25 protein-coding genes are annotated in these 21,908 nt (G+C 28.8%); 15 read left to right on the top strand and 10 right to left on the bottom strand.

The window, feature by feature from the left end; genetic code table 11:
• Positions 1–55 precede the first annotated feature (55 nt).
• The 8 genes from hflX to A7L45_RS12040 all read left to right on the top strand — a co-directional run bounded on the left by hflX (position 56) and on the right by A7L45_RS12040 (position 7,997).
• Complete coding sequence (gene hflX / locus A7L45_RS12075) at positions 56–1,846, top strand: GTPase HflX (protein ID WP_071613017.1); 1,791 nt, start codon at positions 56–58, stop codon at positions 1,844–1,846.
• Positions 1,847–1,951: 105 nt separating this feature from the next.
• A complete protein-coding gene (locus A7L45_RS12070; RefSeq protein ID WP_071613016.1) occupies positions 1,952–2,461 on the top strand; it encodes a hypothetical protein in 510 nt (169 codons plus the stop codon).
• Positions 2,462–2,625: 164 nt separating this feature from the next.
• A complete protein-coding gene (locus A7L45_RS12065) occupies positions 2,626–3,522 on the top strand; it encodes a nucleotidyltransferase domain-containing protein (protein ID WP_071613015.1) in 897 nt (298 codons plus the stop codon).
• Positions 3,523–3,548: 26 nt separating this feature from the next.
• Positions 3,549–4,955, top strand: a complete 1,407-nt coding sequence (gene pdxR / locus A7L45_RS12060; protein ID WP_071613014.1) for a MocR-like pyridoxine biosynthesis transcription factor PdxR — start codon at positions 3,549–3,551, stop codon at positions 4,953–4,955.
• 23 nt (positions 4,956–4,978) lie between these two features.
• Entirely contained in the window at positions 4,979–5,644 is a 666-nt protein-coding gene (locus A7L45_RS12055) for a HEAT repeat domain-containing protein (RefSeq protein WP_071613013.1), read from the top strand.
• 57 nt (positions 5,645–5,701) lie between these two features.
• Positions 5,702–6,385, top strand: a complete 684-nt coding sequence (locus A7L45_RS12050) for a YigZ family protein (RefSeq protein ID WP_071613012.1) — start codon at positions 5,702–5,704, stop codon at positions 6,383–6,385.
• A 147-nt stretch (positions 6,386–6,532) separates the two neighbouring features.
• Positions 6,533–7,273, top strand: coding sequence for a YebC/PmpR family DNA-binding transcriptional regulator (locus A7L45_RS12045; RefSeq protein ID WP_071613011.1), 741 nt, complete (start codon positions 6,533–6,535; stop codon positions 7,271–7,273).
• 307 nt (positions 7,274–7,580) lie between these two features.
• Entirely contained in the window at positions 7,581–7,997 is a 417-nt protein-coding gene (locus A7L45_RS12040; RefSeq protein ID WP_071613010.1) for a hypothetical protein, read from the top strand.
• A 114-nt stretch (positions 7,998–8,111) separates the two neighbouring features.
• On the opposite strand, the gene A7L45_RS23235 is transcribed toward A7L45_RS12040, so the two are convergent.
• Positions 8,112–8,288 carry a hypothetical protein gene (locus tag A7L45_RS23235; protein WP_169829593.1) on the bottom strand — a complete coding sequence of 59 codons (177 nt, stop codon included), beginning with the start codon at positions 8,286–8,288 and terminating at the stop codon, positions 8,112–8,114.
• 160 nt (positions 8,289–8,448) lie between these two features.
• Here A7L45_RS23235 and A7L45_RS23230 point away from each other — a divergent pair, with 160 nt between their 5' ends.
• The 3 genes from A7L45_RS23230 (at position 8,449) to A7L45_RS12030 (ending at position 9,794) form a co-directional block, all read left to right on the top strand.
• A complete protein-coding gene (locus A7L45_RS23230; RefSeq protein WP_153882466.1) occupies positions 8,449–8,601 on the top strand; it encodes a hypothetical protein in 153 nt (50 codons plus the stop codon).
• Between the two features lie 239 nt (positions 8,602–8,840).
• Entirely contained in the window at positions 8,841–9,191 is a 351-nt protein-coding gene (locus A7L45_RS12035; protein ID WP_071613009.1) for a hypothetical protein, read from the top strand.
• Positions 9,192–9,374: 183 nt separating this feature from the next.
• The gene (locus A7L45_RS12030) at positions 9,375–9,794 is read left to right on the top strand and encodes a hypothetical protein (protein WP_071613008.1); all 420 of its coding nucleotides are present in this window, start codon (positions 9,375–9,377) and stop codon (positions 9,792–9,794) included.
• A gap of 71 nt (positions 9,795–9,865) precedes the next feature.
• Here the strand turns inward: A7L45_RS12030 and A7L45_RS12025 are convergent, their stop codons facing one another.
• The 8 genes from A7L45_RS12025 to A7L45_RS11990 all read right to left on the bottom strand — a co-directional run bounded on the left by A7L45_RS12025 (position 9,866) and on the right by A7L45_RS11990 (position 16,464).
• Positions 9,866–10,345: a hypothetical protein gene (locus A7L45_RS12025; protein ID WP_071613007.1), complete on the bottom strand. Its 480-nt coding sequence runs from the start codon at positions 10,343–10,345 to the stop codon at positions 9,866–9,868.
• A 246-nt stretch (positions 10,346–10,591) separates the two neighbouring features.
• Positions 10,592–11,206: an MntP/YtaF family protein gene (locus A7L45_RS12020; protein ID WP_071613006.1), complete on the bottom strand. Its 615-nt coding sequence runs from the start codon at positions 11,204–11,206 to the stop codon at positions 10,592–10,594.
• Between the two features lie 180 nt (positions 11,207–11,386).
• A complete protein-coding gene (locus tag A7L45_RS12015; protein WP_071613005.1) occupies positions 11,387–11,833 on the bottom strand; it encodes an RrF2 family transcriptional regulator in 447 nt (148 codons plus the stop codon).
• Positions 11,834–11,957: 124 nt separating this feature from the next.
• Positions 11,958–12,668, bottom strand: coding sequence for a Crp/Fnr family transcriptional regulator (locus tag A7L45_RS12010; RefSeq protein ID WP_071613004.1), 711 nt, complete (start codon positions 12,666–12,668; stop codon positions 11,958–11,960).
• A 228-nt stretch (positions 12,669–12,896) separates the two neighbouring features.
• On the bottom strand, positions 12,897–13,196 hold the full coding sequence (locus A7L45_RS12005) for a hypothetical protein (RefSeq protein WP_071613003.1): 300 nt from the start codon (positions 13,194–13,196) through the stop codon (positions 12,897–12,899).
• A 24-nt stretch (positions 13,197–13,220) separates the two neighbouring features.
• A complete protein-coding gene (locus A7L45_RS12000) occupies positions 13,221–14,327 on the bottom strand; it encodes an amidase domain-containing protein (RefSeq protein ID WP_071613002.1) in 1,107 nt (368 codons plus the stop codon).
• A gap of 15 nt (positions 14,328–14,342) precedes the next feature.
• Positions 14,343–15,278: a M15 family metallopeptidase gene (locus A7L45_RS11995; RefSeq protein WP_071613001.1), complete on the bottom strand. Its 936-nt coding sequence runs from the start codon at positions 15,276–15,278 to the stop codon at positions 14,343–14,345.
• Between the two features lie 316 nt (positions 15,279–15,594).
• A complete protein-coding gene (locus A7L45_RS11990; RefSeq protein ID WP_071613000.1) occupies positions 15,595–16,464 on the bottom strand; it encodes an SDR family oxidoreductase in 870 nt (289 codons plus the stop codon).
• Between the two features lie 448 nt (positions 16,465–16,912).
• On the opposite strand from A7L45_RS11990, the gene A7L45_RS11985 reads away from it, so the two are divergent.
• Both A7L45_RS11985 and A7L45_RS11980 read left to right on the top strand, forming a co-directional pair.
• Positions 16,913–18,187, top strand: a complete 1,275-nt coding sequence (locus tag A7L45_RS11985; RefSeq protein ID WP_071612999.1) for a DEAD/DEAH box helicase — start codon at positions 16,913–16,915, stop codon at positions 18,185–18,187.
• 287 nt (positions 18,188–18,474) lie between these two features.
• The gene (locus A7L45_RS11980; RefSeq protein WP_071612998.1) at positions 18,475–19,200 is read left to right on the top strand and encodes a hypothetical protein; all 726 of its coding nucleotides are present in this window, start codon (positions 18,475–18,477) and stop codon (positions 19,198–19,200) included.
• Between the two features lie 67 nt (positions 19,201–19,267).
• On the opposite strand, the gene A7L45_RS11975 is transcribed toward A7L45_RS11980, so the two are convergent.
• Positions 19,268–19,528 (bottom strand): thioredoxin family protein, encoded by a 261-nt coding sequence (locus A7L45_RS11975; RefSeq protein ID WP_071612997.1) that lies wholly within the window; start codon positions 19,526–19,528, stop codon positions 19,268–19,270.
• Between the two features lie 332 nt (positions 19,529–19,860).
• Here A7L45_RS11975 and A7L45_RS11970 point away from each other — a divergent pair, with 332 nt between their 5' ends.
• Positions 19,861–20,901, top strand: a complete 1,041-nt coding sequence (locus tag A7L45_RS11970) for an AI-2E family transporter (RefSeq protein ID WP_071612996.1) — start codon at positions 19,861–19,863, stop codon at positions 20,899–20,901.
• Positions 20,894–21,784 carry a methyltransferase domain-containing protein gene (locus A7L45_RS11965; RefSeq protein WP_084647447.1) on the top strand — a complete coding sequence of 297 codons (891 nt, stop codon included), beginning with the start codon at positions 20,894–20,896 and terminating at the stop codon, positions 21,782–21,784. Before A7L45_RS11970 ends, A7L45_RS11965 begins: the two co-directional genes overlap by 8 nt.
• Positions 21,785–21,908 lie beyond the last annotated feature (124 nt).

Genomic DNA, 21,908 nt, shown 5'->3' with positions numbered 1-21,908 from the left:
CAAGTATAAGAATAAGAAAATTAGATAAAATATTAGTAGAATGGAGTGATGTACTATGATATATGGAAATATAGATGGAGTTAAAAATTCAATTTTAAATAAATTAGAAAAGGCTTGTGAATTAAGCGTTTCTAAAGATTCTATTTTATCTGTTGAATTGGTAGATATATTAGTTGAGGTAACACAAAATCTAGATAGAGAAGTTAGTGCAGCTATAGATAGAAAGGGCCAGATTATAAGTATGGGTATTGGCGATAGTAGTACTGTTGAACTGCCTATAATTGATATTAGAGAAGGACGTTTATCAGGGGTTAAAATAATACACACCCATCCAAATGGCAATTCTAGACTGTCAGCGCTTGATATGTCAGCACTTGTAAAACTAAAATTAGATTGTATAGTGGCTATTGGAGTAAGTCCGGAAAAGGAAAATTTAAAATACAACATAGGTTTTTGTGGAATAGATAAGGGTATTTTAGTAGAAGAAGAAGTGGGTCCAATAAGTTTAAATGAAGTAATTGAATATGATATTTTAGACAAAATTAAATACATTGAAAAATTAATGAAAACGTGTGACGTTATTGAAGATGATACAGAACGAGCTATTTTAGTAGGGATAGGTAGTGAAGAGGATTTAGTTGAACTCACGGAACTTGCAAGAGCATGTAATGTAGAGACTGTAGACGCCATACTTCAAAATAGACATAAAATAGATGCAGCTTTATATATAGGAAGAGGAAAAGCTGAAGAAATAGCAGGTCTAAGGCAAGCATTAAGAGCAAATCTAGTTATATTTGATGATGAATTATCAGGTTCTCAAGTAAGAAACTTGGAAGAAGTTCTTGGGTGTAAGGTAATAGACAGAACTACGCTAATTTTAGAGATTTTTGCACGAAGAGCAAGAACCAGGGAAGCCAAAATACAAGTTGAGCTTGCACAATTAAAATATAGATTACCAAGATTAACTGGACTTGGAACAATGCTTTCAAGGACAGGTGCTGGAATTGGAACAAGAGGACCAGGAGAGAAAAAGTTAGAAATTGATAAAAGGCGAATAAGAGAAGGTATTTTTGATTTAAACAAAGAATTAGCAAAAATAAGAACAACGAGAAGTGTACAAAGGGAGAAGAGAAGTCGAGAAAGCATCTCAAAAGTATCTTTAGTAGGATACACTAATTCTGGTAAATCAACGCTTAGAAATGCATTGTGTGATGTAGCAGCATTAAAAAGTGTTGCTCAAAAGGACAAAGTGTTTGAAGCAGATATGCTCTTTGCAACACTAGACGTAACAACAAGAGCACTAGTATTACCTGATAATAGAGTGGCAGCAGTAACGGATACAGTAGGTTTTATAAGGAAACTCCCTCATGACTTAGTTGAAGCTTTTAAATCAACGCTTGAAGAAGTGGTATACTCTGATTTGTTGTTACATGTTGTAGATGTATCATCTGAAACTGCAGAGCTACAAATAGAGGCTGTAGATGGTGTATTGACAGAATTAAACGTAATTGATAAACCAGTGATATTGGTGTTAAATAAAATTGATAAAGCATCGCCAGAAAATATTTTGAAAATCAAAGAAAAATATAAGGAATTAAAATGTATAGAGATATCGGCTAAAAATGGTACGAATTTGGATGGACTATTAAAACATGTTTGCACAGATCTTCCATACACTCTTAAAAAAATTGATGTGCTTATTCCATACACTGATCAGTCTATGGTTGCATATTTACATAGGGGTTCAATGGTTGATTCAGAAGAGTACAATGAGGAAGGAACACTTATGTCAGTACGAGGAGATGATGAAGTTTACAATAAATGCAAGAAATACATTTTAAATTAGTTGTGTTTCTTAATGGAAATTTTTTATAAGTGTAATAAAATTTAAATCTATCTTATATAATTTAATATTAGTCTATAACAGTTATTAAAGAATGTAGGAGTAGTTATGGGAGAAAAAAAGTCGAATTCAGATAATGAAGAAGATCAAGATAAAAGATCAATTCAAGATCGTATAAATTATCAACAAATACAACAACAAATAATACATGATATGAACAAACGGATTGGGAGCATAATTAGTGGGAATTCTACTGATCAGTCATTAGCTTCTTCGGCGGATACATCTAATAGTTCTTGCATTAAATTATTGGCAGATAAGGTTGTAGACATAAATATCTTAAAATTTGAATTAGATAAATTACCGTTGGATTTTAAGGCAAGAGCTTATTTTGAAAATGATGTAAAACCATTGTTAGATACTCTATATACTTTATCACTTGCATCCCTTGATTTTTCAGCTACTGCAGTTAGCTTGACGAATACAAGTTTCGGCCGTAGTTCAAAAATTAAGAACGCTCTAGAATTAACAGACAGCGTTGATGAAATATCATCAGATGTAATTAAAGTATTAAGGTGTAAAGTTGATAATATGCTGAAATTATCAAAATGTGATTGAAAATAATTGTTTATGGGAATGGAGAGAATTGGTTTAATAAAAATTAAACTTGTTTCTCTTTATTTTTTAATGATATGTTTATTTGTAATTGTTAAAAATGTAGTGCTATAATGAAGGATAGAGGAATAATAATAAATTATATTAAAAATTAGTGGGGGAAGAGAATGATAAAAACTATTTTACAATATCAGAAGGCTTTTAATAGTGTGGTTGACAGGATGAAAATTGATAAATCTGTTTTATCAGTAATGGTTTTTGGAAGTATGGTAACAGGTGATTTATGGGAAGAATCAGATATTGATTTTATCGTAATTGTTGATAAAAATTATGATGAAATTAGGAACTTATATTCGCAGGAAGAAGGCATTTCAGTTCATGTTAAACTTATGAGTAAGGAAAAATTTATTCAAGTTTATTCTAATAATTTAAAAGGTGGATATTTGCATAGGATTTTCTCGTCATCAAAGTTAATATTTTCAAAAGATATGGATATAACAGTAAGGTATGACGGTGGCAGACTTTTTCCTGATGTTGATAGAGAACGGTGGGGTATTAGTTTTTTAGGTAAATTATTAAAAGAAATGGGAGTTTGTAAAAAATATTTATGGAGTGATGCTATATATACTTCATACAGTTCTGCAACAAGGTGTATAGAAAAGTACTCAAAGCTGTTTGTTAATTCATCTGGGTATATGATTAGCAAGGATGTTATGACTATGGCACTTAATTTAGATGAAGACTTTAAACTTTGCGTTGATAAATTGTTTTTTGAAAAATCAAATATAAAAGAGGTAATCCAAGAAACAATGACGTTTTTAGAACAGAGTGTAGACTTAAGTATTAAGGATAATTGTAATTTGCTTTTGAACTATATGCGGGAACAAGATAAGTTTGTAAGTGCCGAAGAAATTATGTCGGATGATTTGTTTAAGGAATTTGATATAGATATGGAAGAAGTTCTTAATAAACTATGGAAAAGAGATATTATTAAAAAAGAAAGTAGAGATTTTAAGATAGATAAGGACAATATATTGATTAAGCAAAATGTGTATTTCGTTTAATACTTTTGAAATAAGCAGGTGAAAATATGTATAGATATGAAATAAAATTTAGTAACGACATTCCTAAATACCTAGAAATATCAAAGCATATAAAGAAATTAATTGATGAAAATAATATTGATGATGGTGAAAAATTACTCTCAATAAGGAAACTAGCCAAAATATTGAAAGTTAATGAGGTTACCATAGTAAGCGCTTATAAAAAACTTGAAGCTGAGGGGTATGCATATCAAAAGATGGGAAGTGGTACTTATGCTAAAAGAAGAGACACAAACATTAAGTTTAAAAAGGAATATTCTAATACACTTAAAAAAATATCTAGTCAAAATCTAAAAAGTTATGTGGATTTTACAGGAGAAATCACAAGTAGTGAATTTTTTCCGGTGACAGTGTTTAAAGATGTGTTGAATGAGGTATTAGATAGAGATGGTACGGAGGCTTTTGCATATAAGGAATCACTTGGGTATGAGGGACTTAGAAATAGCATAAGTGCTTTCTTTTGGGATAATAAGGTAAGTAGTGAAGATATATTGATACTCTCAGGTGCACAACAGGGAATTGATATAGTTTCAAAATCTATAATTAACGTTCATGACAATGTAATTGTAGAAAAGCCAACATATGGTGGTGCACTGACAGTTTTTAAATGGAGAAGAGCTAATATATTTGAAGTTGACATATTAGAGGATGGTGTGGATTTAATCCAATTTGAAGCAATATTAAAAAAGAATAGAATTAAATGCTTTTATGCAATGAGTTATTTCCAGAACCCAACAGGTGCCACTTATAGTTTTGAGAAAAAGGTAAGAATATTAGAACTAGCAGAAATATATGACTTTTATATAGTGGAAGATGATTATTTATCTGAACTTATATATGATAATAAGGAATATAAAAGTTTTAAGAGCTTAGACATAAATGATAAAGTTATTTATATAAAGAGTTTTTCAAAGATATTTTTACCTGGGATAAGGCTAGGATATATGATATCACCACAAAAATGTAAGGAGTATATTCAAAATTCTAAAATCAATACAGACATATCAACATCTAGCCTCATGCAACGTGCTTTAGATTTATATATAAATAAGGATCTTTGGAAAGAGCACATAAGTCGCCTAAATACGGCATATAAAGATAAATATAATTTTATGTTAGATTGTATAGAAAAATATTTAGGTGACAAGGCTAGTTATTATACGCCTGGAGGAGGAATTCATTTTTATTTTAAAATAGCTACTGATCTAAAGATTAATTCAATGGAATTGTTTTATAGATGTATGAATAAGAAGGTTTTAATTACACCAGGAGTACTATTTTATAAAAATGCAAAAGAAGGCAACAATTATTTTAGGTTGAGTTTTTCGGAAATAAAAAAGCCTGAAATAGAAGAGGGAATTAAGATTATCTCAGAGATACTAAAAGAAAAATAACTATAAGGTAAGGAGCGACGTTTTTGAAAAAAGGATTAGTTGAAATTGACTGGTTATCTATTAGTAAATATTCTAATGAGGAAATATCCTATTTCTTGTTTTTGGAAGGAAAAACCATGGAGGCCATATGTAAAATTAGAAATTTGGATAATGCCATTGTACAAAAACATATTATAGATGGTAAAATTAAATATAGATTTTTAGTGCATAGCAATGATACTGATGAACTTTTTAAGAGCATTGCTAAAGCAGGGAAAGAAGATAAAATCTATTTTTTAAATTCTATAAGTGAGGATAATAAAAACCAATTAATTGAGTTAATAAGGAACAATTATGTGGAGATGCATCCGAAGGACAAAGAGGTTGCAATTTGGATTTTAGGGGAATTAAATGAAAAATCTTCTTTGAATATATTAATTAAGGCATCCGTGCATAAATTTATAAATGTGCGACGAATGGCAGTCTCAGCTATGGGGAAATTAGGTGACTTAAGAGCTGAAGGAGCATTACTTAGAGCACTTGAGGATGAAAATCCACAAGTTATAAGTTATGCAATAAAGTCCCTGGGTAAAATAAAGAGTGAAAAAGCTATTGTAAAAATAAAGTATATATATGAAAACACAGATAAACAATACATAATTAATGCTGCGCAGGGTTTTTTATTGCTGATGGGGCAAATAGAGATATAAAGTTAGGGCAAAATTAAATCTGACTTAGAACATTTAATCATAGGTGGGATAATTAAAATGAGCTATTTTACTATAAAAGATGAATCAATTGCTGAATTTAAAGAAAAAAAATCAATATTTATTGGTCATGGAAAAAGAGTTGAAAATGAAGAGGAAGCTAAGGGATTTATTCAAACAATTAAAAATAAGCACAAACAAGCAAGGCACAATGTTTATGCATATATAATTGGTGAAAGAAGAGAAATACAAAGGTATAGTGATGATGGAGAACCTCAAGGTACTGGTGGAATTCCAATGCTCGAAGTGTTGAAAAAAAGTGATATAACTGATGTAGTAGTGGTAGTAACTAGATATTTTGGAGGAATTCTTCTAGGAACTGGAGGGCTTGCAAGAGCGTATTCAAAAGGTGCATCCCTAGCTATTAAAGAGGGTGGGGTAGTTGAAAAAGTTAAAGGTGTTTCACTCGAAATAATAATTGAATATGATTTACTAGGAAAAGTGCAACATGTCTGTGCTAAAGATAACTTTTATATAGAAAATGTAGAGTATACAGACATTGTAAAAATTAAAATACTCTGTCAGTATAGCAATTTGGAAAACCTAAAGTCACAAATAACTGAGGTTACCTCAGGAAAGGCTTTGTTTGAAGAAGAGAAGGAGAAAATGTACTTTAAGCTAGAACATAGACTTTATGATAATGAAGTTATAAATTCAACACTTTTAAATGAGAAAGAGAAGTAAAATATACATTACTTATTTATTTGAAAAGTGCTTTATTTCTATGATATAATATGAAGGTAATGTACTTGTAGTTAATTCATAGAAATATCGATATTTATTAACTCGGTTAGGAATATTCCACATTAAAATAGTTGGGGGGGATTTCAAATGTCAGGACATTCAAAATGGCATAATATTCAACAAAAAAAAGGTAAAATTGATGTTATAAGAGGTAAAGTTTTTACGAAATTAGGTAAAGAAATAATAATGGCAGCTAAAAATGGTGGATCTAAGTTAGAGAACAACGCTCATCTTAGAGACGTAGTTGCAAAGGCTAAATCTAATAATATGCCACTGGACACAATAAATAGAGCAATTAAAAAAGGCGCTGGGGAGCTCGAAGGCGTAAACTACGAAGAAATAGTTTATGAAGGATATGGAGCAGAAGGTGTTGCTGTAGTAGTAGTAACGTTAACGGACAAAAAAAATAGAAGCGTTGCGACAGTAAGGCATGCTTTTGATAGACATCATGGAAATATGGGAGCAGCTGGATGCGTGAGCTGGATGTTTGCAAAAAAAGGGCAAATTATAATAGAGAGAACTGAAGGTATGGACGAGGATGAAATCATGATGATAGCTCTTGAAGCTGGGGCCGAAGATTTTAATGCAGATAAAGAAATGTTTGAAATTATTACTACTGTAGAAACCTTTGGACAGGTAAGAGAAGTGCTCGAGAAAGCAGGTTTTGAGTTTGCATCAGCTGAGGTTACAATGATTCCAGATAATATGGTTCCTGTTAGCATGGAAGGTGCAGCTAAGGTTCAGGATTTAATAGATACACTTGAGGATAATGAAGATGTTCAGGATGTCTATTACAATGCGGAGTATCCAGAGGAATTTGAGGGTTAATGCTATTGCTTAAAGTAAGCGATTGCAGAGACATCTGAGTTTTGATGAGTTGATGATAAAAAACACTTTTAGATGTATATATGAAACTATATATATCTGGGGGTGTTTTTTTGATTAAATTAGACGATATATTAATACTTTACAATATATTTAAGTATTTAAGAAGTTGTAAGATTTTTTGTTATGGAATAATATACTTTAATGCATGGCATACTAAATTTATAAATAACTGAAATTGATTTAAAAAATGTATTATATTTGAAAAGGAAGTAAATATAATAAATATAAAAGTAAAGGGTGTGCAACAATGAATAAATTAGAGAAATTAATTGATGCAGGATTTAAGGTGAAAATCCAATCAAGTTCTAAGTTTTGTTTAACATTAGATGATACAATTCCTTGTGTGAGCTTTAATTCTGATAGCATAGATGAAGCTATTGATTCAGCTTATGATTTTGTAAAAGAACAGAAAAAAGTAGCAGGTAAGACTGAAATAGAAAAGCAAAAAACTGATTACAAAATTATAATTGATACATCGAAGTCACAAGAATTAAAGATTGATGAAGAAATGCTTGATGAAGAATTCAAGACGACAAATACAATTAGAGTATATTCATATGTGTGGGATAAATTTAAGGATTTTACAGAAAAACATGAAGATTGTAAAAGCATGGATTTAGTTAGTATGGCACTTTTGGAGTATATTGAAAAATATAAAGAATAATTGATATAGAATTTGGTTTACCTTAGGCTGAAATTTTTTTATTTAGGCAATACAAATAATTATCGACTTTTTAAAATAGCAGAGTTGCGCTTAAATATCAACTCCGCTTTTATATTAGTTTTCTTTATAGCAATGGTTATTGGAATGTTCTTTTCTACAACAATTATCGTCACTCCAAGGATCACTCCAAGGATCACACCATGGTTCAAACCATGGATCACAACAATCACACTTATCATAATAATCGTCACAACAATCAGTATAAGGTTGTCTATTTTCATACGTCGACATAATATCACTCCTTGACTTTAGTCATTATATAATATGCTCTTTAACTAAAATTGACACTTAAAATCAAAAGGTAGGAATGTATTAACTATTGGGTAGTGGATATTTTTTAAGATTTGATGTACAATAATTTAAGGATGTTTGAGTGAATGGGGGATTTAGAATGAAGTTACTGTGCAAGTGTGGAAATATTGAAGACTTGAAAACAGATAAACCTATTACAGAATTTGAATTTAAGAACTGTAATGATGGATCTGCTGTATTAGTATGTAAAAGATGTAGTGAAGTAGTAATTATTAATTTTAAAAATAGTTAAAGAGCGCTGAGTAATTCCTAGGGCTCTTTATCTTTAATTTTATTCACAAAAATATTTATAACTGAATATATTATAGTGTAGAGTATACATTATCAAAATTATATATAAACCCATTAATTTAACTTTTTAGATCTGAATTAAGATACTAATCTTATTTAGGAGAACATATATCAATGTAAAAGTTGAAAATATATTGAATAGATATATGTAAAATTTTATATGAAAAGGAGTTTTATTAAATGGGTAAAAATGATAAATGCGATAAATGTTCATGTGATTTATGTAGTGTTATTAATGCAGATCCAGTAGACATGGAAAAACATGGTGCTAGACTATTAACTGTAAGAATACAAGTAAATAATGTATGCTTTGATAAAAAAGTTGCTGTTGCATGTATTATATATGATAAGTTCCATAGAATACTTGCATTTAGAGGATTTATTACAATAGTATGTAGAAATGAATGTAGTAGCAATGAATGTGGTACAATTGAGAAGAAACTAGTATTTGTACTTCCAGACGATGATATAAGTGACCCAAGTGAAATAGAAGTACGTACTGCAGCTAATTATATATATCCTTGTGAGTGAAGGAGTTAGGTAGTTAAGAATTAATCAAGATTAAAATATACCCTATGGAGTAGACAATGAAAGGTCTATCCTATAGGGTATATTATTTATGTAAAATATAGTTAAATTCAAATAAACACAGTATCTTTTTTATTTTTTATGAATAGCTTAATAGGAGGATATGTTATAGGGGGAGTGAATAAGATGAATTGGAAGGAAGAATTAGTTTTGCAATTTAGAAATATGACTATTGATAGAACTATAATTAGCAAAGCAATGCAAAATTTTGTGGATGTTTTTAATGGGAATTTGGATAAATACAATATAAAAAATATTCGAGCAATAACAGATTTAAATGAATATATAGATATTAAGTTTTATAAAAAAGTATGTATAAAATATACCGATGATAACGTTACTTTTATTTTATTTAATAAGGATGGAATAGAGCAAAATATATCTATTAAATTAAGTATTGCAAAAAAAGTGGGTGGGTATTTTCTTCAGTATATTAATACTGAAGAACGTAATCCAAAATTGAAAGCATTTATTGATGAAAATATTATTGATGGGATTTTGCAGGACTTATTTGAATTAAATGAAGAAGTAATAAGCATAAAGTAAAAACAATTAATTAAAAGCACCCAAAGTATGGGTGCTTTTAATTTGTCAATAATACACACATAATTTTAAATTTATAAAGTACTATTGCTTAGAACAGTGCTTATTAAATTTGAATTATTAATATTAGTGCTATTACCGGTACTATTTTGTTGTTGAGTTATAGTTTGTATTAATTGAGATAAGTCTTTATTGTTGTTTGTACTTGGAAAGAGACTTTCTGAACTACTGTTACTTCCATCTGTACCAGTACTTGAACTACTGTCTGCATTTTGAGTTGTCATAATCTGCATCATTTGTTGCATGACCATCTGTTGAAGTTGTTGAGCCTTTTGGGATTGTAATGATATACTTTCGACTCCACTAGTTTTATTGTTTATGATAGGAGTACTTGCCCCAACACTATTTGAAGTCTGTTTTTGTGAACTATCCACTAGTTGCTTAAGCAAAGCTTCAAAACCGGTACTAGCATCACTTCCTGAAACACCTGTAACTGATTGTGTGCCTCCAATACCCATAAGCTGTGATAATTGTGATATTTGATTTACATCCAAAATTATTCCTCCTTTGTTTAACAATAAATGTTTATATTCCTAAGTTTACTCTTAATAACAATAATTATCTATGTTTATTATAATTTACTTGAAATAAATCCAAGAGAGAAAGATTATCTAATAAATTTTATAATCTCATTTTACCTAATACAATATAAATATCTTATAGTGTATTAGGTCTGTTTATGGTTTTGGATATTTCAAATAGTATTTACTAATAATCTATATTATATAAATTTAAAAATGTTAATTTATAAATTCAATAATACCAAGTAATATTAGCAATATACCTGAAAATAATGGGGCAAATTTACCTAAAATTTTACCCAAAACATGATTACCTGCGGTTTCTCCAAATTTGATTGCAAGAAAACTTAATATAAATGTTGATATGACTGTAAACTGTATACTAACTCCTGTTATACTTGCGGCAATCCCTGTTCCTAAATTATTAAAGGTTAATCCAGATGCTATAATTAGTGCTTCTTTATTGCTTATATCACCAGAATTATCTAAGTCTGATTTTTCAGCATACTCTATCATATCAGTGATATCTTTTAAGGCAAGTTCCTTTGACTTCGTATTATTAACAAGCTTTATTATGCTTTGGGATACAAAATATAATCCCAAAATAATAATAATAATAGCACCTATTCCATTGGCTGCAGTGCGAGGCAAAAATTCTGATATATAAACCCCAATTAGCATAGATAAAAATGTTGCTGTAGATGTTACAATTGCTATTATAAGATTTGCAATTATCCCTATTTTTACTTTCTTTATTCCGTAAGCAATTCCTATAACTACGTTATCTAGGTTAGAGGATAAACTAAATGATAATGCAGATAAAATTAATTCCATATATGTTCTCCCTTTTTATCATTTGCATTTCAATATATGAAATGTAAACTTATAAGGTGATTAAACATTTAAATTATGATTATATTTAAGAATTAATATATGCATTTAAATAATAAAATGGTCATAAATATAAATAAAGAATAACAACACTTGTATAATACAGGTGCCATTATTCTTTATTTATATTATAAAGTCTAGGGTATACTCTGAGTTTAGACTTTTATATTTTTCTACTAGGTCCTGTAGAGTTACAGAATCCATAACTTTATTAATTTGTTTATTAACTTCTTGCCATACGATAGTGTCTATACAAACCTTTATATTATTATCAAGACCAGAGGCTCCATCAACATCACCTGCGATATTTAAGTCACCTTCAAGTATTCTTAAAACCTCGCCTACTGTGATTTTTGATGCTTCAGTTGAAAGGGTATAACCACCTTGTGATCCTCTCGCACTTTTCACTAGTTTAGCTTTTCTAAGTATTGAAAAAACTTGTTCCAAATAATTTTCAGAAATTGCTTGTCTTTCAGCAATAATTTTTAATGGTATATAGTCACCAAATGAATGCACAGCTATATCTACCATTGCTCTTAAACCGTATCTTCCTTTAGTAGAAATATTCATGGTAAGTTAATTCTCCTTATCAATTACAAAATATAAATATATCATAATATAATATATTTACTAAAATAAATAATACTATAATAAAAAGTATAAGTCAACTAGAGTAGTAAAGGAATGTTATTATTTATTCCACATAAGATTTTAACATATCTAATTGCTTTATAACTAATAGCTTATTACCTTTATGAACTAAAATCCCTAAATCTTCAAATTTACTAAGCTTTCTGCTTATTGTTTCTCTTGTTACCCCAACATAACTTGCCATCTCCTCTCGATTAATAGGTAACTCAACCTGAAGACCATGAGCAGTAGAAACACCATATTTTTCAGCAAATACTAATATCATATAAGCAATTCTAATTTCAGCATCATTTGTAGCAAGATTCTGAGCAAGATTTTCAGTCTGATTTAAACGTTTTGTAATTACTTGAAGTAATTTCAAAGAAATTTCAGGATTATTTATAAGAATTCCATCCATGTTTTGCTTAGTAAGTGTACATATTTTTAGTGCGGATATAGCGTAAACGTTAAAATTATAAGTCTCGTTATCATTAAAAAGACTTAGTTCACCAAAGAAGTCACCACTAGTTAGAATGTGAACAATTTGTTCCTTACCATCTTTAGTGAATTTTGAAATCTTTACTCCACCTTCATTAATTATAAATAAAGTATCAGATTTCGTTCCCTCTCGACATAGGATGTCTCCTTTTTCATAAGAATTATGTCCCGTCATATCTACAATCTTTTTTATCTGCTCATCTGAGAGCGAAGAAAATATGGGAACTTTTTTCGCACATAGAGTGTTATTACAACTAGTACAGTTACACTGACTCATAGATTAATCACCTACCAAATATTTTTTATATTTCAATTACTTAGTTCATAATAGCATTTTTGACTTAAATTGGTCAATTGGGTATTTAAGATAATTTATATATTTCAATTTAGTGAAAAAATATATTATAGGTAGCTGAGTTACTTTTTGTATATAGAGAATAAAAAAATACATAAGCCTATAAAACTTATAGGCTTATGTTAAATCTGATCTAAAAGATTATTAGGTTTATATATTCTCAAACTCATTTAAAGTTTTTATTTTATTCTCAACTTTAATTTTGTCGCTTCTTATATTATCTAATTGTTGTAGTAACTTTTTGTTTTCTACTTTTATTGTTTTACTTGAATTATGTGCAAGACCAGTCTCTGAGAGTTCTAAAGTGTATTGTATTTCCTGTTCAAGTTTACTTTTATAAGTTTCTTCAAATTCCTTTTCAACTTCAGTTAATTCATCATTTAAAGAGGTTTTCATATTATCGATAACTTGCCTTGTTACTTCTGATTTGATTTGTTCTTCTGTTTTCATATAATTTCATCTCCTTATAATTTATTAAAAGTGAACTTTAATCAACCAAAATTTAATATTTTTATCACTCCATCCAAGGTCCCAAGGCACTTTACTTCTATCAGAATTATGGCAACTAACCAAAGAGTATCCTCTTGAATCAGCCCCTGTAACAACAGAAATGTGAGTAATATCATTTTTGTTTTCATAAGCAACAATATCACCTGGCAGTAATTTATAACTAGCTTTATATACTTTGTCATAACTTCCATAGGCAATTACGGATCCTCTACCGCTATATATAATATATCTTTTAAAGCTATCTGCATTAAGCCAAGCTTTTGTTGCTCCGTTTTTATCTGAACTCCATGTGGAATTTTTTCTAAATTTTCCTCCTTCAAAAAGAATTTGGGATGCAAAGTTTGCACAATCTCCACCTTGAGGATTATAGTCACGATAAATCATGTTATATTTATACTCACTATCGCTTGCAGCGCCACAATATTTATCAGCATATTTTACTGTATCCATTCGTCTTTGACCTATGTTTTTAAAATCTCTCCGTTTTTGAAATAATATATATTCTTTTATTGAATCTGCTTTTATATTACTTAGGTCTAAAGAATTTGCGAAAGGGTCTTTGTACCATTCTTTAGAGATAACCCAAGAACCATCTTTACTCATAAGTTGCAAGTTGTGGTATGTTCCAATCCTTGATGTGTTTTCAAGCTTTGGTTCATCTATATATATATATTTGTATTCAGTTGAACATAATAAATATATAGAAAAATTACCATTGTTTTCTTTAATTCTTTTTATAATTAAAGTTGGAACAATATCCGTAAATTTAATTCCTTGTTTTTCAGCCCAATTGTTAATGTAATCCATTTTTTTCTTTTCATACTCATATGCCCAGGTGCCATATTTTGTGTCCATATTATAAAATGATTGTATTAATTCTAAATCACCATTTAATATAGCTTTATTTCTGTTTTTAAAAATTTGGTTTATATAATTAGTTACTTCTTTTTTTGATTCATCAGTAATAACATTTGCATAACTAATATATACTTGCATTGACAAAAGAAGTATGACAAATATAAGTAATTTAAGTTTGAATGATTGTGATTTTTGAATTTTACGTAAATTCATAATATTATACTCCTATTATTTTATTAATGAATCAATTTTATATATCGCATTTTTTATAGAAACCTCTTGTATTGGAGCGCCTTCATACCATGTTTTTTTTAGAACGTTGCTACTTGGAAAATAGCGTGCTTTTAAAATTATTTCAGGTCTATACTCAAAATGTAAAATATCAAAGTGGGACCATTTACCACCCCAAACAAAGTTGTTTTTTTCAAAGATTTTTACAAGTTCAGTTGAATATGATGATAGTCTTTTTTCCCCTGCAGCCTTGGTAGACCATTTCCAGTAGTCCCTTTTGTCACTGGCAAGATCAATAGCAATTCCAAAAGAATGTGGACTTAATCTATTAGTACCTGAAATTACTCGATAATTAAAGGTTCCGCTGCAAGGTAAAAGACAGTTTCGCAAATTTTGGTCCATTTTTAATAAAGGCTTTAATTCTTCCATAACTGATTTTAATGAATTAGATGCGTTATTGCACTTGTTAAATTGATAATTATTGTAAATAATATTAACTTTTGTAAGGTTATTTTCTATGACTTGTTTTGATGTACCATAAACTTCAGATAATAACCCGTAAGATCTATAACGGCCTGGATCAAAATCTGCTCTCATAACACATCTAATAGGAGATAAAGGATAAATTTGAGCTAAAGTGTCTTGAAGGTCTGGGTTTACAAGTTTTTCTTGAACGCTCTTTACTTTTTTATCATCGTAGCATATTTTTCTACCTGATTTCATGTTTAGATATACATAACCATTATTTTTCTCTATATTTTTAATGTATTCAGGATAAGCAATCATTAAGCATAAAATATCTTGTTTCATTGTTACATCGTATATATTGCTATTTTCTTTTTTGTTTGTATCATTTGCAGCAGCTGTTATTGATATATTTCCTATATTGAAAAGCAAGATTACAATAAGTGTAACAATAAGCGTTTTTTTCAAGATGAAATTCCCCCTTTATAAAAATAATTTAATAGTACAAATTTATAAAAGTCAAATCACTTTTAATAATACTTTTGCTATATATAATTGCCAATGAGCTATTATTATATGTGTGGATATATTAACAGAAAATACATGAATTTTTCCAAAATATAAAAAAATATGTCTATATGTATTAATACATGATTAAGCAATGAAAATTTAAAAGAGATGATTTAATAGAAAATAGGCAGCAAAGAATTGCTGTCTATTTTCTCGTTTTTTATTTTTGAGTACGAAAATAATATAAACTATGCTAATTGATTAGTGGGATGTATTATCCATTTATAATAGTACAACCATTAACGTGAATAGTTTCACCACTTATATAGGATGCACCATTTGATGCTAAAAACAAATATGTTTCAGCAAGCTCAACGGGCTGGCCAGGTCTTCCCATAGGTGTATTACTTCCAAATTCACCAACATCACTATCACTGAAAGATGAGGGGATAAGTGGCGTCCATATAGGGCCTGGAGCAACTGCATTTACCCGTATCTTTCTACTTGCAAGGGAAAGAGCGAGCGAACGAGTAAATGTAGCTATCGCGCCTTTAGTTGATGAGTAATCAATTAATGATTTATGACCCTTGTAGGCAGTGACTGATGAGGTATTTATAATTGTAGCTCCCTCTTTTAAATATGGTAATGTTGCTTTAACCATATAAAACATTCCAAAAATATTAGTTTTAAAAGTTCTCTCTAGTTGCTCTTTTGTAATATCTTCAATACTGTTTTGAGGATGTTGTTCTCCGGCGTTATTTATAAGAATGTCTATTTTATTTAATTCTTTTATTGCTTGACTGACAGCATTTACACAGAAAGTGTCGTCGCCAATATCTCCCGGAATCAAGATACACTTTCTACCTTTTGATTCAACAAGCTTTTTAGTCTCTGCCGCATCTTCATGTTCATTAAGATATACTATGACTATATCAGCACCCTCTCTTGCATATGCAAGAGCAACTGCTCTACCAATTCCACTATCACCACCTGTGATTAGGGCAACTTTATTCATTAACTTTCCAGAAGCAATGCAATTTGGATCCTCAAAAATAGGTCTTGGGTTCATTAATGTTTCAAAACCTGGTTGCTTACCTTGGTGTTGCTTAGGTATACTCATGGGGAAATTAAAGCTTTCATTCATAAAAATGTCTCCTTTTGTAAATAAAATTTTATAAGTGTAGTTTATGATAATTCGTCATTTATATTCATTTTAAATTAGTATATGAAAAAAATTAAAAAAACTTATTATTGTCTATTATGGGTTATAAAAATCAGAATAATAGCTAGAAGAGTAGAAATATGTTATAATTAAAAAATATGAGTGTTACGAATATTTAAATTATAAAATTAAAAATTGAAGTTGATAAAAATGAAACATATTTATTTATATATCAAAGACCTATAAAGTCAGAGCTAAATGAAGATTAATCAGCCTAAATATGCTCATATCGCTAATAAAGGGTGGTTTCTTAGATGCAATATAATCATGGAAGAAAGTTGTTGTTTCCAATTTTCAAGAAGATTCATAACAGGATATTAGTGATTTGTGACATTTAAAGTTCAAGACAGCCACTTCCAAAGGAGAAAAAATGTTATTCGAAGATTTAAATCTCATTACACCAATAAAAAAAGCATTAAATGATGAGGGATATGTGGAACCTACACCTATCCAAGAGGCATCAATTCCTAGCATATTAGAAGGTAAAGATTTTCTAGGTTGTGCTCAAACAGGTACTGGAAAAACTGCAGCGTTTGCTATTCCTATACTACAAATTCTTTGTGGAAAACAAAAGGTTATAAAAGGACCCAAAAATATTAAAGCTTTAATACTCGCACCTACAAGAGAACTTGCAATTCAAATTGGAGAAAGTTTCGATTCGTATGGTAAGTACATGAATCTTACTAGTACTGTAATTTTTGGAGGAGTATCACAAAAAAAACAAACTGATGCGTTAAAAGATGGAGTAGATATTTTAATTGCAACCACTGGTAGATTACTTGATCTTATGCAGCAGAAATTTATAAACATACATCATGTTGAGATGTTTGTACTTGATGAGGCAGACCGTATGCTTGATATGGGATTTTTACGTGATGTAAAAAAAATAATAGCTCAATTGCCTAAGATTAGACAGACTATGTTATTCTCAGCAACTATGCCTGGTGAAATCTCAAAGCTTGTGGATAATATTCTTGTTAATCCAGTTAAAGTAGCAGTAACACCTGTTTCATCAACTATAGAACTTATTGAACAAGCAGTATATTTTGTAGATAAAAAAGATAAAAAATCATTGCTTATTCATCTCTTAAAAGATAAATCTATAGTTTCTGCTTTAGTCTTTTCAAGAACAAAACATGGAGCAAATAAAATCACTAAGGATTTGAACAATGAAGGTATAGAGGCTCAAGCTATACATGGCAATAAATCACAGAGTGCGAGGCAGCTTGCTTTAAATAATTTCAAGCAGGGAATAACAAGAGTACTCGTCGCTACAGATATTGCAGCAAGAGGGATAGACGTTGATGAACTATCTCATGTAATTAATTTTGATTTACCCAATATTCCAGAGACCTACGTTCATAGGATAGGAAGAACTGGCAGAGCAGGACTAGGTGGAATTGCATTATCGTTTTGTGATATAGAAGAAAAACCATTTCTTAAGGATATTGAGAAGGTTATAAAAAAATCAATACCAGTAATAGAGGATCATCCTTATCCTGCTAGTAATATAGTAGTAATAGCAAGTAAGGATGATACAAAGAAAGTGTCTACTGGGAAATCACGTTCTAATGGTTATGCCAGACGAAACGGAAGAAATCAGCAAGGACGGTCACAATCTAAAAACACGGGAGCAACAAGATAAATAGAATAAAAAGCATAAAGCCAATGATTATTTTAAAATAATCATTGGCTTTACTACTCTGTATTTTAAGTTTCATACAGAATTAATTAGTAGTCCCCATTTTTAGCCCTAGCAATACTGCCTGCGCCTAAAATTATAAATAATTTATTATTTAACATAACTAACATCTCCCTACTATAAGTTTAATGTTTGTTTGTCGACTACAATAATAGTATATCCCATAGTTAAAAAAGTATACATCAATAAAAAATCAAGAATTAATATTATTAATAAGGGGGTTTTAAATTATGATTTTCACATCAGAATATAATGTTATATTTAGTTCTATTGTAAAGGAATTTGATTTGAGCGATTCTATTGTAGAAAAATCAGAAGAATTAAAAAAGTTAGTTGAAAACTTAACTAATTATAGAATGGACATATTCAAACTATTTAAGATGCAAAAGTTTAAGAGTGAATCTTTAGAGGTGAATAAAAAAAAACTTATTGAAAGTGTAAATTTAAATAAATCTAGAATTGCGGATAATAAAAAGTATAAAATAGAACTAGGAGATATGATAAAAGTTAATAGGGGAAATATTGAAGAATTAAAACTTTATATAAAGGAATTAGAGAATAATCTCAATGAAGAAAAGCAACAAAGTAGAATACTATATGGAGCACTTAATATTTTTATGAGTAGAGAAAAATTTAAAATCATCAAAAAAATATTTATTAGGGAATATAAAAAAGCTTATTCTAATTATTCTAATGAGTTAAGTATAAAAACAAAAATAAAACAATGTGATGATAGAAAAAATAAAATAAGAAAAGAGAAACGTGATTTTAATAATAGGATAGATAGATATAATAAAAAAATAAACATTTATAAAACAGCATTATCAGAAATAAGAAAAAGCACTTTGAGTATGTCAAAAAATAATGATTTATCTATTATAAAGATTGAAAAAGTGATAAATTACATAAAATTAGAAAATAATTTTAGAATAGAGGTTTATAATTATAAAATGTAAAAACATCAAGAGGATAATTTAAGACCATCTTCATAATGTTTTTATTGATTTTAATTAAAAAACCATTTTATTTAAAAGCTTTTTCAAATATATTATTAACAATATTTTTAGAGGTAACTCCCTCATGAACCTTTATGCCATCAACATAATAAGTAGGTACATAATAGTATGTATATTGTTTTGCTATATCGGGCTCTAGTTCTTCATCGATTATTTTAATTTCAATATCAGCATATTCTGGATTTTGTTTTTTTATATTTTCCATCCAACCAAGTGCTTTTTTACAGTATGGACACCATTCAGTTACAAACATAATTACTGGTTTCATTTACTACACCACCAAACTTTCTATTTAGGACCTAATATTATTAGACGCATTAATAGTATACACCATTTTTCTTATACTTAGGGCATTATAGTAAATTATAAGGACTAAACTTTAAATTATTATATTTATTCGTAATTAAAATAGATTGTTATAAACAAAAACATATTTCATAAATATAATGATTAAGGTTATTAGGAGTAATTAATAGAATTAAGTTAAAAAATTTGCTATAATGAACTAGTCCAAAAATAATTTGTTATTTTGATATAAATTGGAGAAAATGTAGTACATATTAAAAGCAAATAATATAAGAAAATGAAGGAGTATTTTAAATGCAATCGATAAAGCAGATATGTAAGAAAGAGTCACTTATGAAAATAATGTTATTTTTAGTATTAGTATTATTCGCGTATTTAATAAGATCCATTTTTGATTTAATTTTATTAACTTTTATGATTACTTATTTAGTGAACAGTATGCAAAGTTTATTAGTTTGCCAAATCAACAAAATTATAAAGGTAAGTCCAACCATTATTACGATAATTATATATGTGTTTATTACAGCAACTATAGCGCTCTTAGCAGTAAAATATATACCATTAGCAATATCTGAAAGTTTACTTATTTTAGACAAGATGGAGTATATTAATTTTGCGAAAAACACAAAAGGTGTTATGCCTTATCTATCACCAATAGTTAATCAGATTGACATAGCAAGTTATGCTAAATCTGGCATTCAAAGTATTATGCTTTTAGTAACAAATTTAGGTAAATGGAGTATTAATTTTTTTATGGCACTCCTATTAAGTCTAGTATTTATATTAGAAAAGAAGAGTATTTTAAACTTTGTCCACAAGTTTAGACATAGTAGAGTATCGGGTGCATATAATTACTTTAGTTATTTTGGAAATAACTTCTTAAATTCTTTTGGTAAAGTAATCCAGGCTCAAATAATGATAGCAATTACAAATACAGTATTATCAATTATAGGACTTACTATAATGGGTTTTCCACAATTATTTGCTCTTGCATTCATGATATTTATTTTAAGTCTTGTACCAGTGGCTGGAGTATTTATTTCTTTAATACCATTATGTTTAATTGCTTTGAAAATAGGTGGGGTAGTTAAAGTATTTTTTGTGCTTATTATGATTTTTATAATTCATGCGATTGAAAGTTATATTTTAAATCCAAAGTTTATGTCTGATACTACACATCTTCCAATATTTTTTACTTTTGCAACATTAATAATATCAGAACATTTTATGGGAACATGGGGTCTTCTACTAGGTATACCAATAGTTATATTCTTATTAGATTTAATAGGAGTGAATCTTAGCGAAAAAAGTAGTCCTAAATTTACAGATGATTAATTATGAAGGTAGTGATTTTGTGTCAATAGAAAATATGAAGTCTATATTAAAATGTCCTGTTTGCAATTTAAGTCTTGAAAAAAATGAAAAACAATGCGTATGTTTAAATAATCATAGTTATGATATATCTAGCAAAGGATACATTAATCTTTTATTAGCTAATCAAAAGAAAACCAAAGATCCTGGAGACAGTAAGGAAATGATGGAAGGTCGTAAAGATTTCTTAAATAGAGGTTATTATCACACTTTTTCAGATAGACTTAATGAGATAATAATATCGAATATAAGTGAAAAAAATATAAACATACTTGATGCTGGGTGTGGAGAAGGATATTTTTTAGCAAGACTTAAGGAAGCTATATATGCAAATGAATCTAAATGTCTTTTAAGCAAACAATTTAATTTTTTTGGCGTAGATATATCGAAATCCGCAGTTACTTATGCAGTTAAGAGGGATAAAGAAATAAATTTTATAGTAAGCAGTAATTTTAATTTACCCATAATGCCAAATACCATAGATGTTATTATTAGAAATTTTGCACCTTCTGATGATCTAGAACTTAAAAGGGTTCTAAAAGATAATGGGAAACTGATAGTTGTAACACCTGGGATTGAGCATTTATATGGTTTAAAAGAGATATTATATGTAAATGCTAGAAAACACGCGGAAAAAGAAACTACTTTTGAGGGTTTTAAATTAATAAATAGATCAGAAGTTAAGTATAATATTCATTTAGAAGATAGGGAAAGTGTAAAAAATCTTATAAGAATGACACCCTACTATTGGACTTTTGACAATGCTATGAGAGAAAAAGCGATTGAGACTTCTAAACTTTCAACTGCACTCCATTTTAATATAAGTGTATATGAGAAATGTCATTAAGCTATATTATGAGAAATAAAATTAATAACTGGATGTAGGACTATTCTACAATCAGTTATTTTGTTTTAAAATATAATTAAGTAATAGATTTTATTATAATTGATGTATTGATGAGGATTAAGAT

It is taken from the genome of Clostridium estertheticum subsp. estertheticum (assembly GCF_001877035.1).
Taxonomy (GTDB): Bacteria; Bacillota; Clostridia; order Clostridiales; family Clostridiaceae; genus Clostridium_AD; species Clostridium_AD estertheticum.
Note: the sequence above shows the minus strand (reverse complement) of the source record. Positions and strands in the feature narration are given on the sequence as shown.

Coding starts and splice junctions, on each gene's coding strand:
- A7L45_RS23235 (WP_169829593.1), bottom strand. CDS start 8,288: ATGTCGACGTATGAAAATAGACAACCTTATACTGATTGTTGTGACGAT.
- A7L45_RS12000 (WP_071613002.1), bottom strand. CDS start 14,327: ATGAATTTACGTAAAATTCAAAAATCACAATCATTCAAACTTAAATTA.
- A7L45_RS12040 (WP_071613010.1), top strand. CDS start 7,581: ATGAATAAATTAGAGAAATTAATTGATGCAGGATTTAAGGTGAAAATC.
- A7L45_RS12010 (WP_071613004.1), bottom strand. CDS start 12,668: ATGAGTCAGTGTAACTGTACTAGTTGTAATAACACTCTATGTGCGAAA.
- A7L45_RS12070 (WP_071613016.1), top strand. CDS start 1,952: ATGGGAGAAAAAAAGTCGAATTCAGATAATGAAGAAGATCAAGATAAA.
- A7L45_RS23230 (WP_153882466.1), top strand. CDS start 8,449: ATGAAGTTACTGTGCAAGTGTGGAAATATTGAAGACTTGAAAACAGAT.
- A7L45_RS12045 (WP_071613011.1), top strand. CDS start 6,533: ATGTCAGGACATTCAAAATGGCATAATATTCAACAAAAAAAAGGTAAA.
- A7L45_RS12035 (WP_071613009.1), top strand. CDS start 8,841: ATGGGTAAAAATGATAAATGCGATAAATGTTCATGTGATTTATGTAGT.
- A7L45_RS12030 (WP_071613008.1), top strand. CDS start 9,375: ATGAATTGGAAGGAAGAATTAGTTTTGCAATTTAGAAATATGACTATT.
- pdxR (WP_071613014.1), top strand. CDS start 3,549: ATGTATAGATATGAAATAAAATTTAGTAACGACATTCCTAAATACCTA.
- A7L45_RS12020 (WP_071613006.1), bottom strand. CDS start 11,206: ATGGAATTAATTTTATCTGCATTATCATTTAGTTTATCCTCTAACCTA.
- hflX (WP_071613017.1), top strand. CDS start 56: ATGATATATGGAAATATAGATGGAGTTAAAAATTCAATTTTAAATAAA.
- A7L45_RS12005 (WP_071613003.1), bottom strand. CDS start 13,196: ATGAAAACAGAAGAACAAATCAAATCAGAAGTAACAAGGCAAGTTATC.
- A7L45_RS12050 (WP_071613012.1), top strand. CDS start 5,702: ATGAGCTATTTTACTATAAAAGATGAATCAATTGCTGAATTTAAAGAA.
- A7L45_RS11980 (WP_071612998.1), top strand. CDS start 18,475: ATGATTTTCACATCAGAATATAATGTTATATTTAGTTCTATTGTAAAG.
- A7L45_RS12065 (WP_071613015.1), top strand. CDS start 2,626: ATGATAAAAACTATTTTACAATATCAGAAGGCTTTTAATAGTGTGGTT.
- A7L45_RS11975 (WP_071612997.1), bottom strand. CDS start 19,528: ATGAAACCAGTAATTATGTTTGTAACTGAATGGTGTCCATACTGTAAA.
- A7L45_RS11965 (WP_084647447.1), top strand. CDS start 20,894: ATGATTAATTATGAAGGTAGTGATTTTGTGTCAATAGAAAATATGAAG.
- A7L45_RS12015 (WP_071613005.1), bottom strand. CDS start 11,833: ATGAATATTTCTACTAAAGGAAGATACGGTTTAAGAGCAATGGTAGAT.
- A7L45_RS11970 (WP_071612996.1), top strand. CDS start 19,861: ATGCAATCGATAAAGCAGATATGTAAGAAAGAGTCACTTATGAAAATA.
- A7L45_RS11985 (WP_071612999.1), top strand. CDS start 16,913: ATGTTATTCGAAGATTTAAATCTCATTACACCAATAAAAAAAGCATTA.
- A7L45_RS11990 (WP_071613000.1), bottom strand. CDS start 16,464: ATGAATGAAAGCTTTAATTTCCCCATGAGTATACCTAAGCAACACCAA.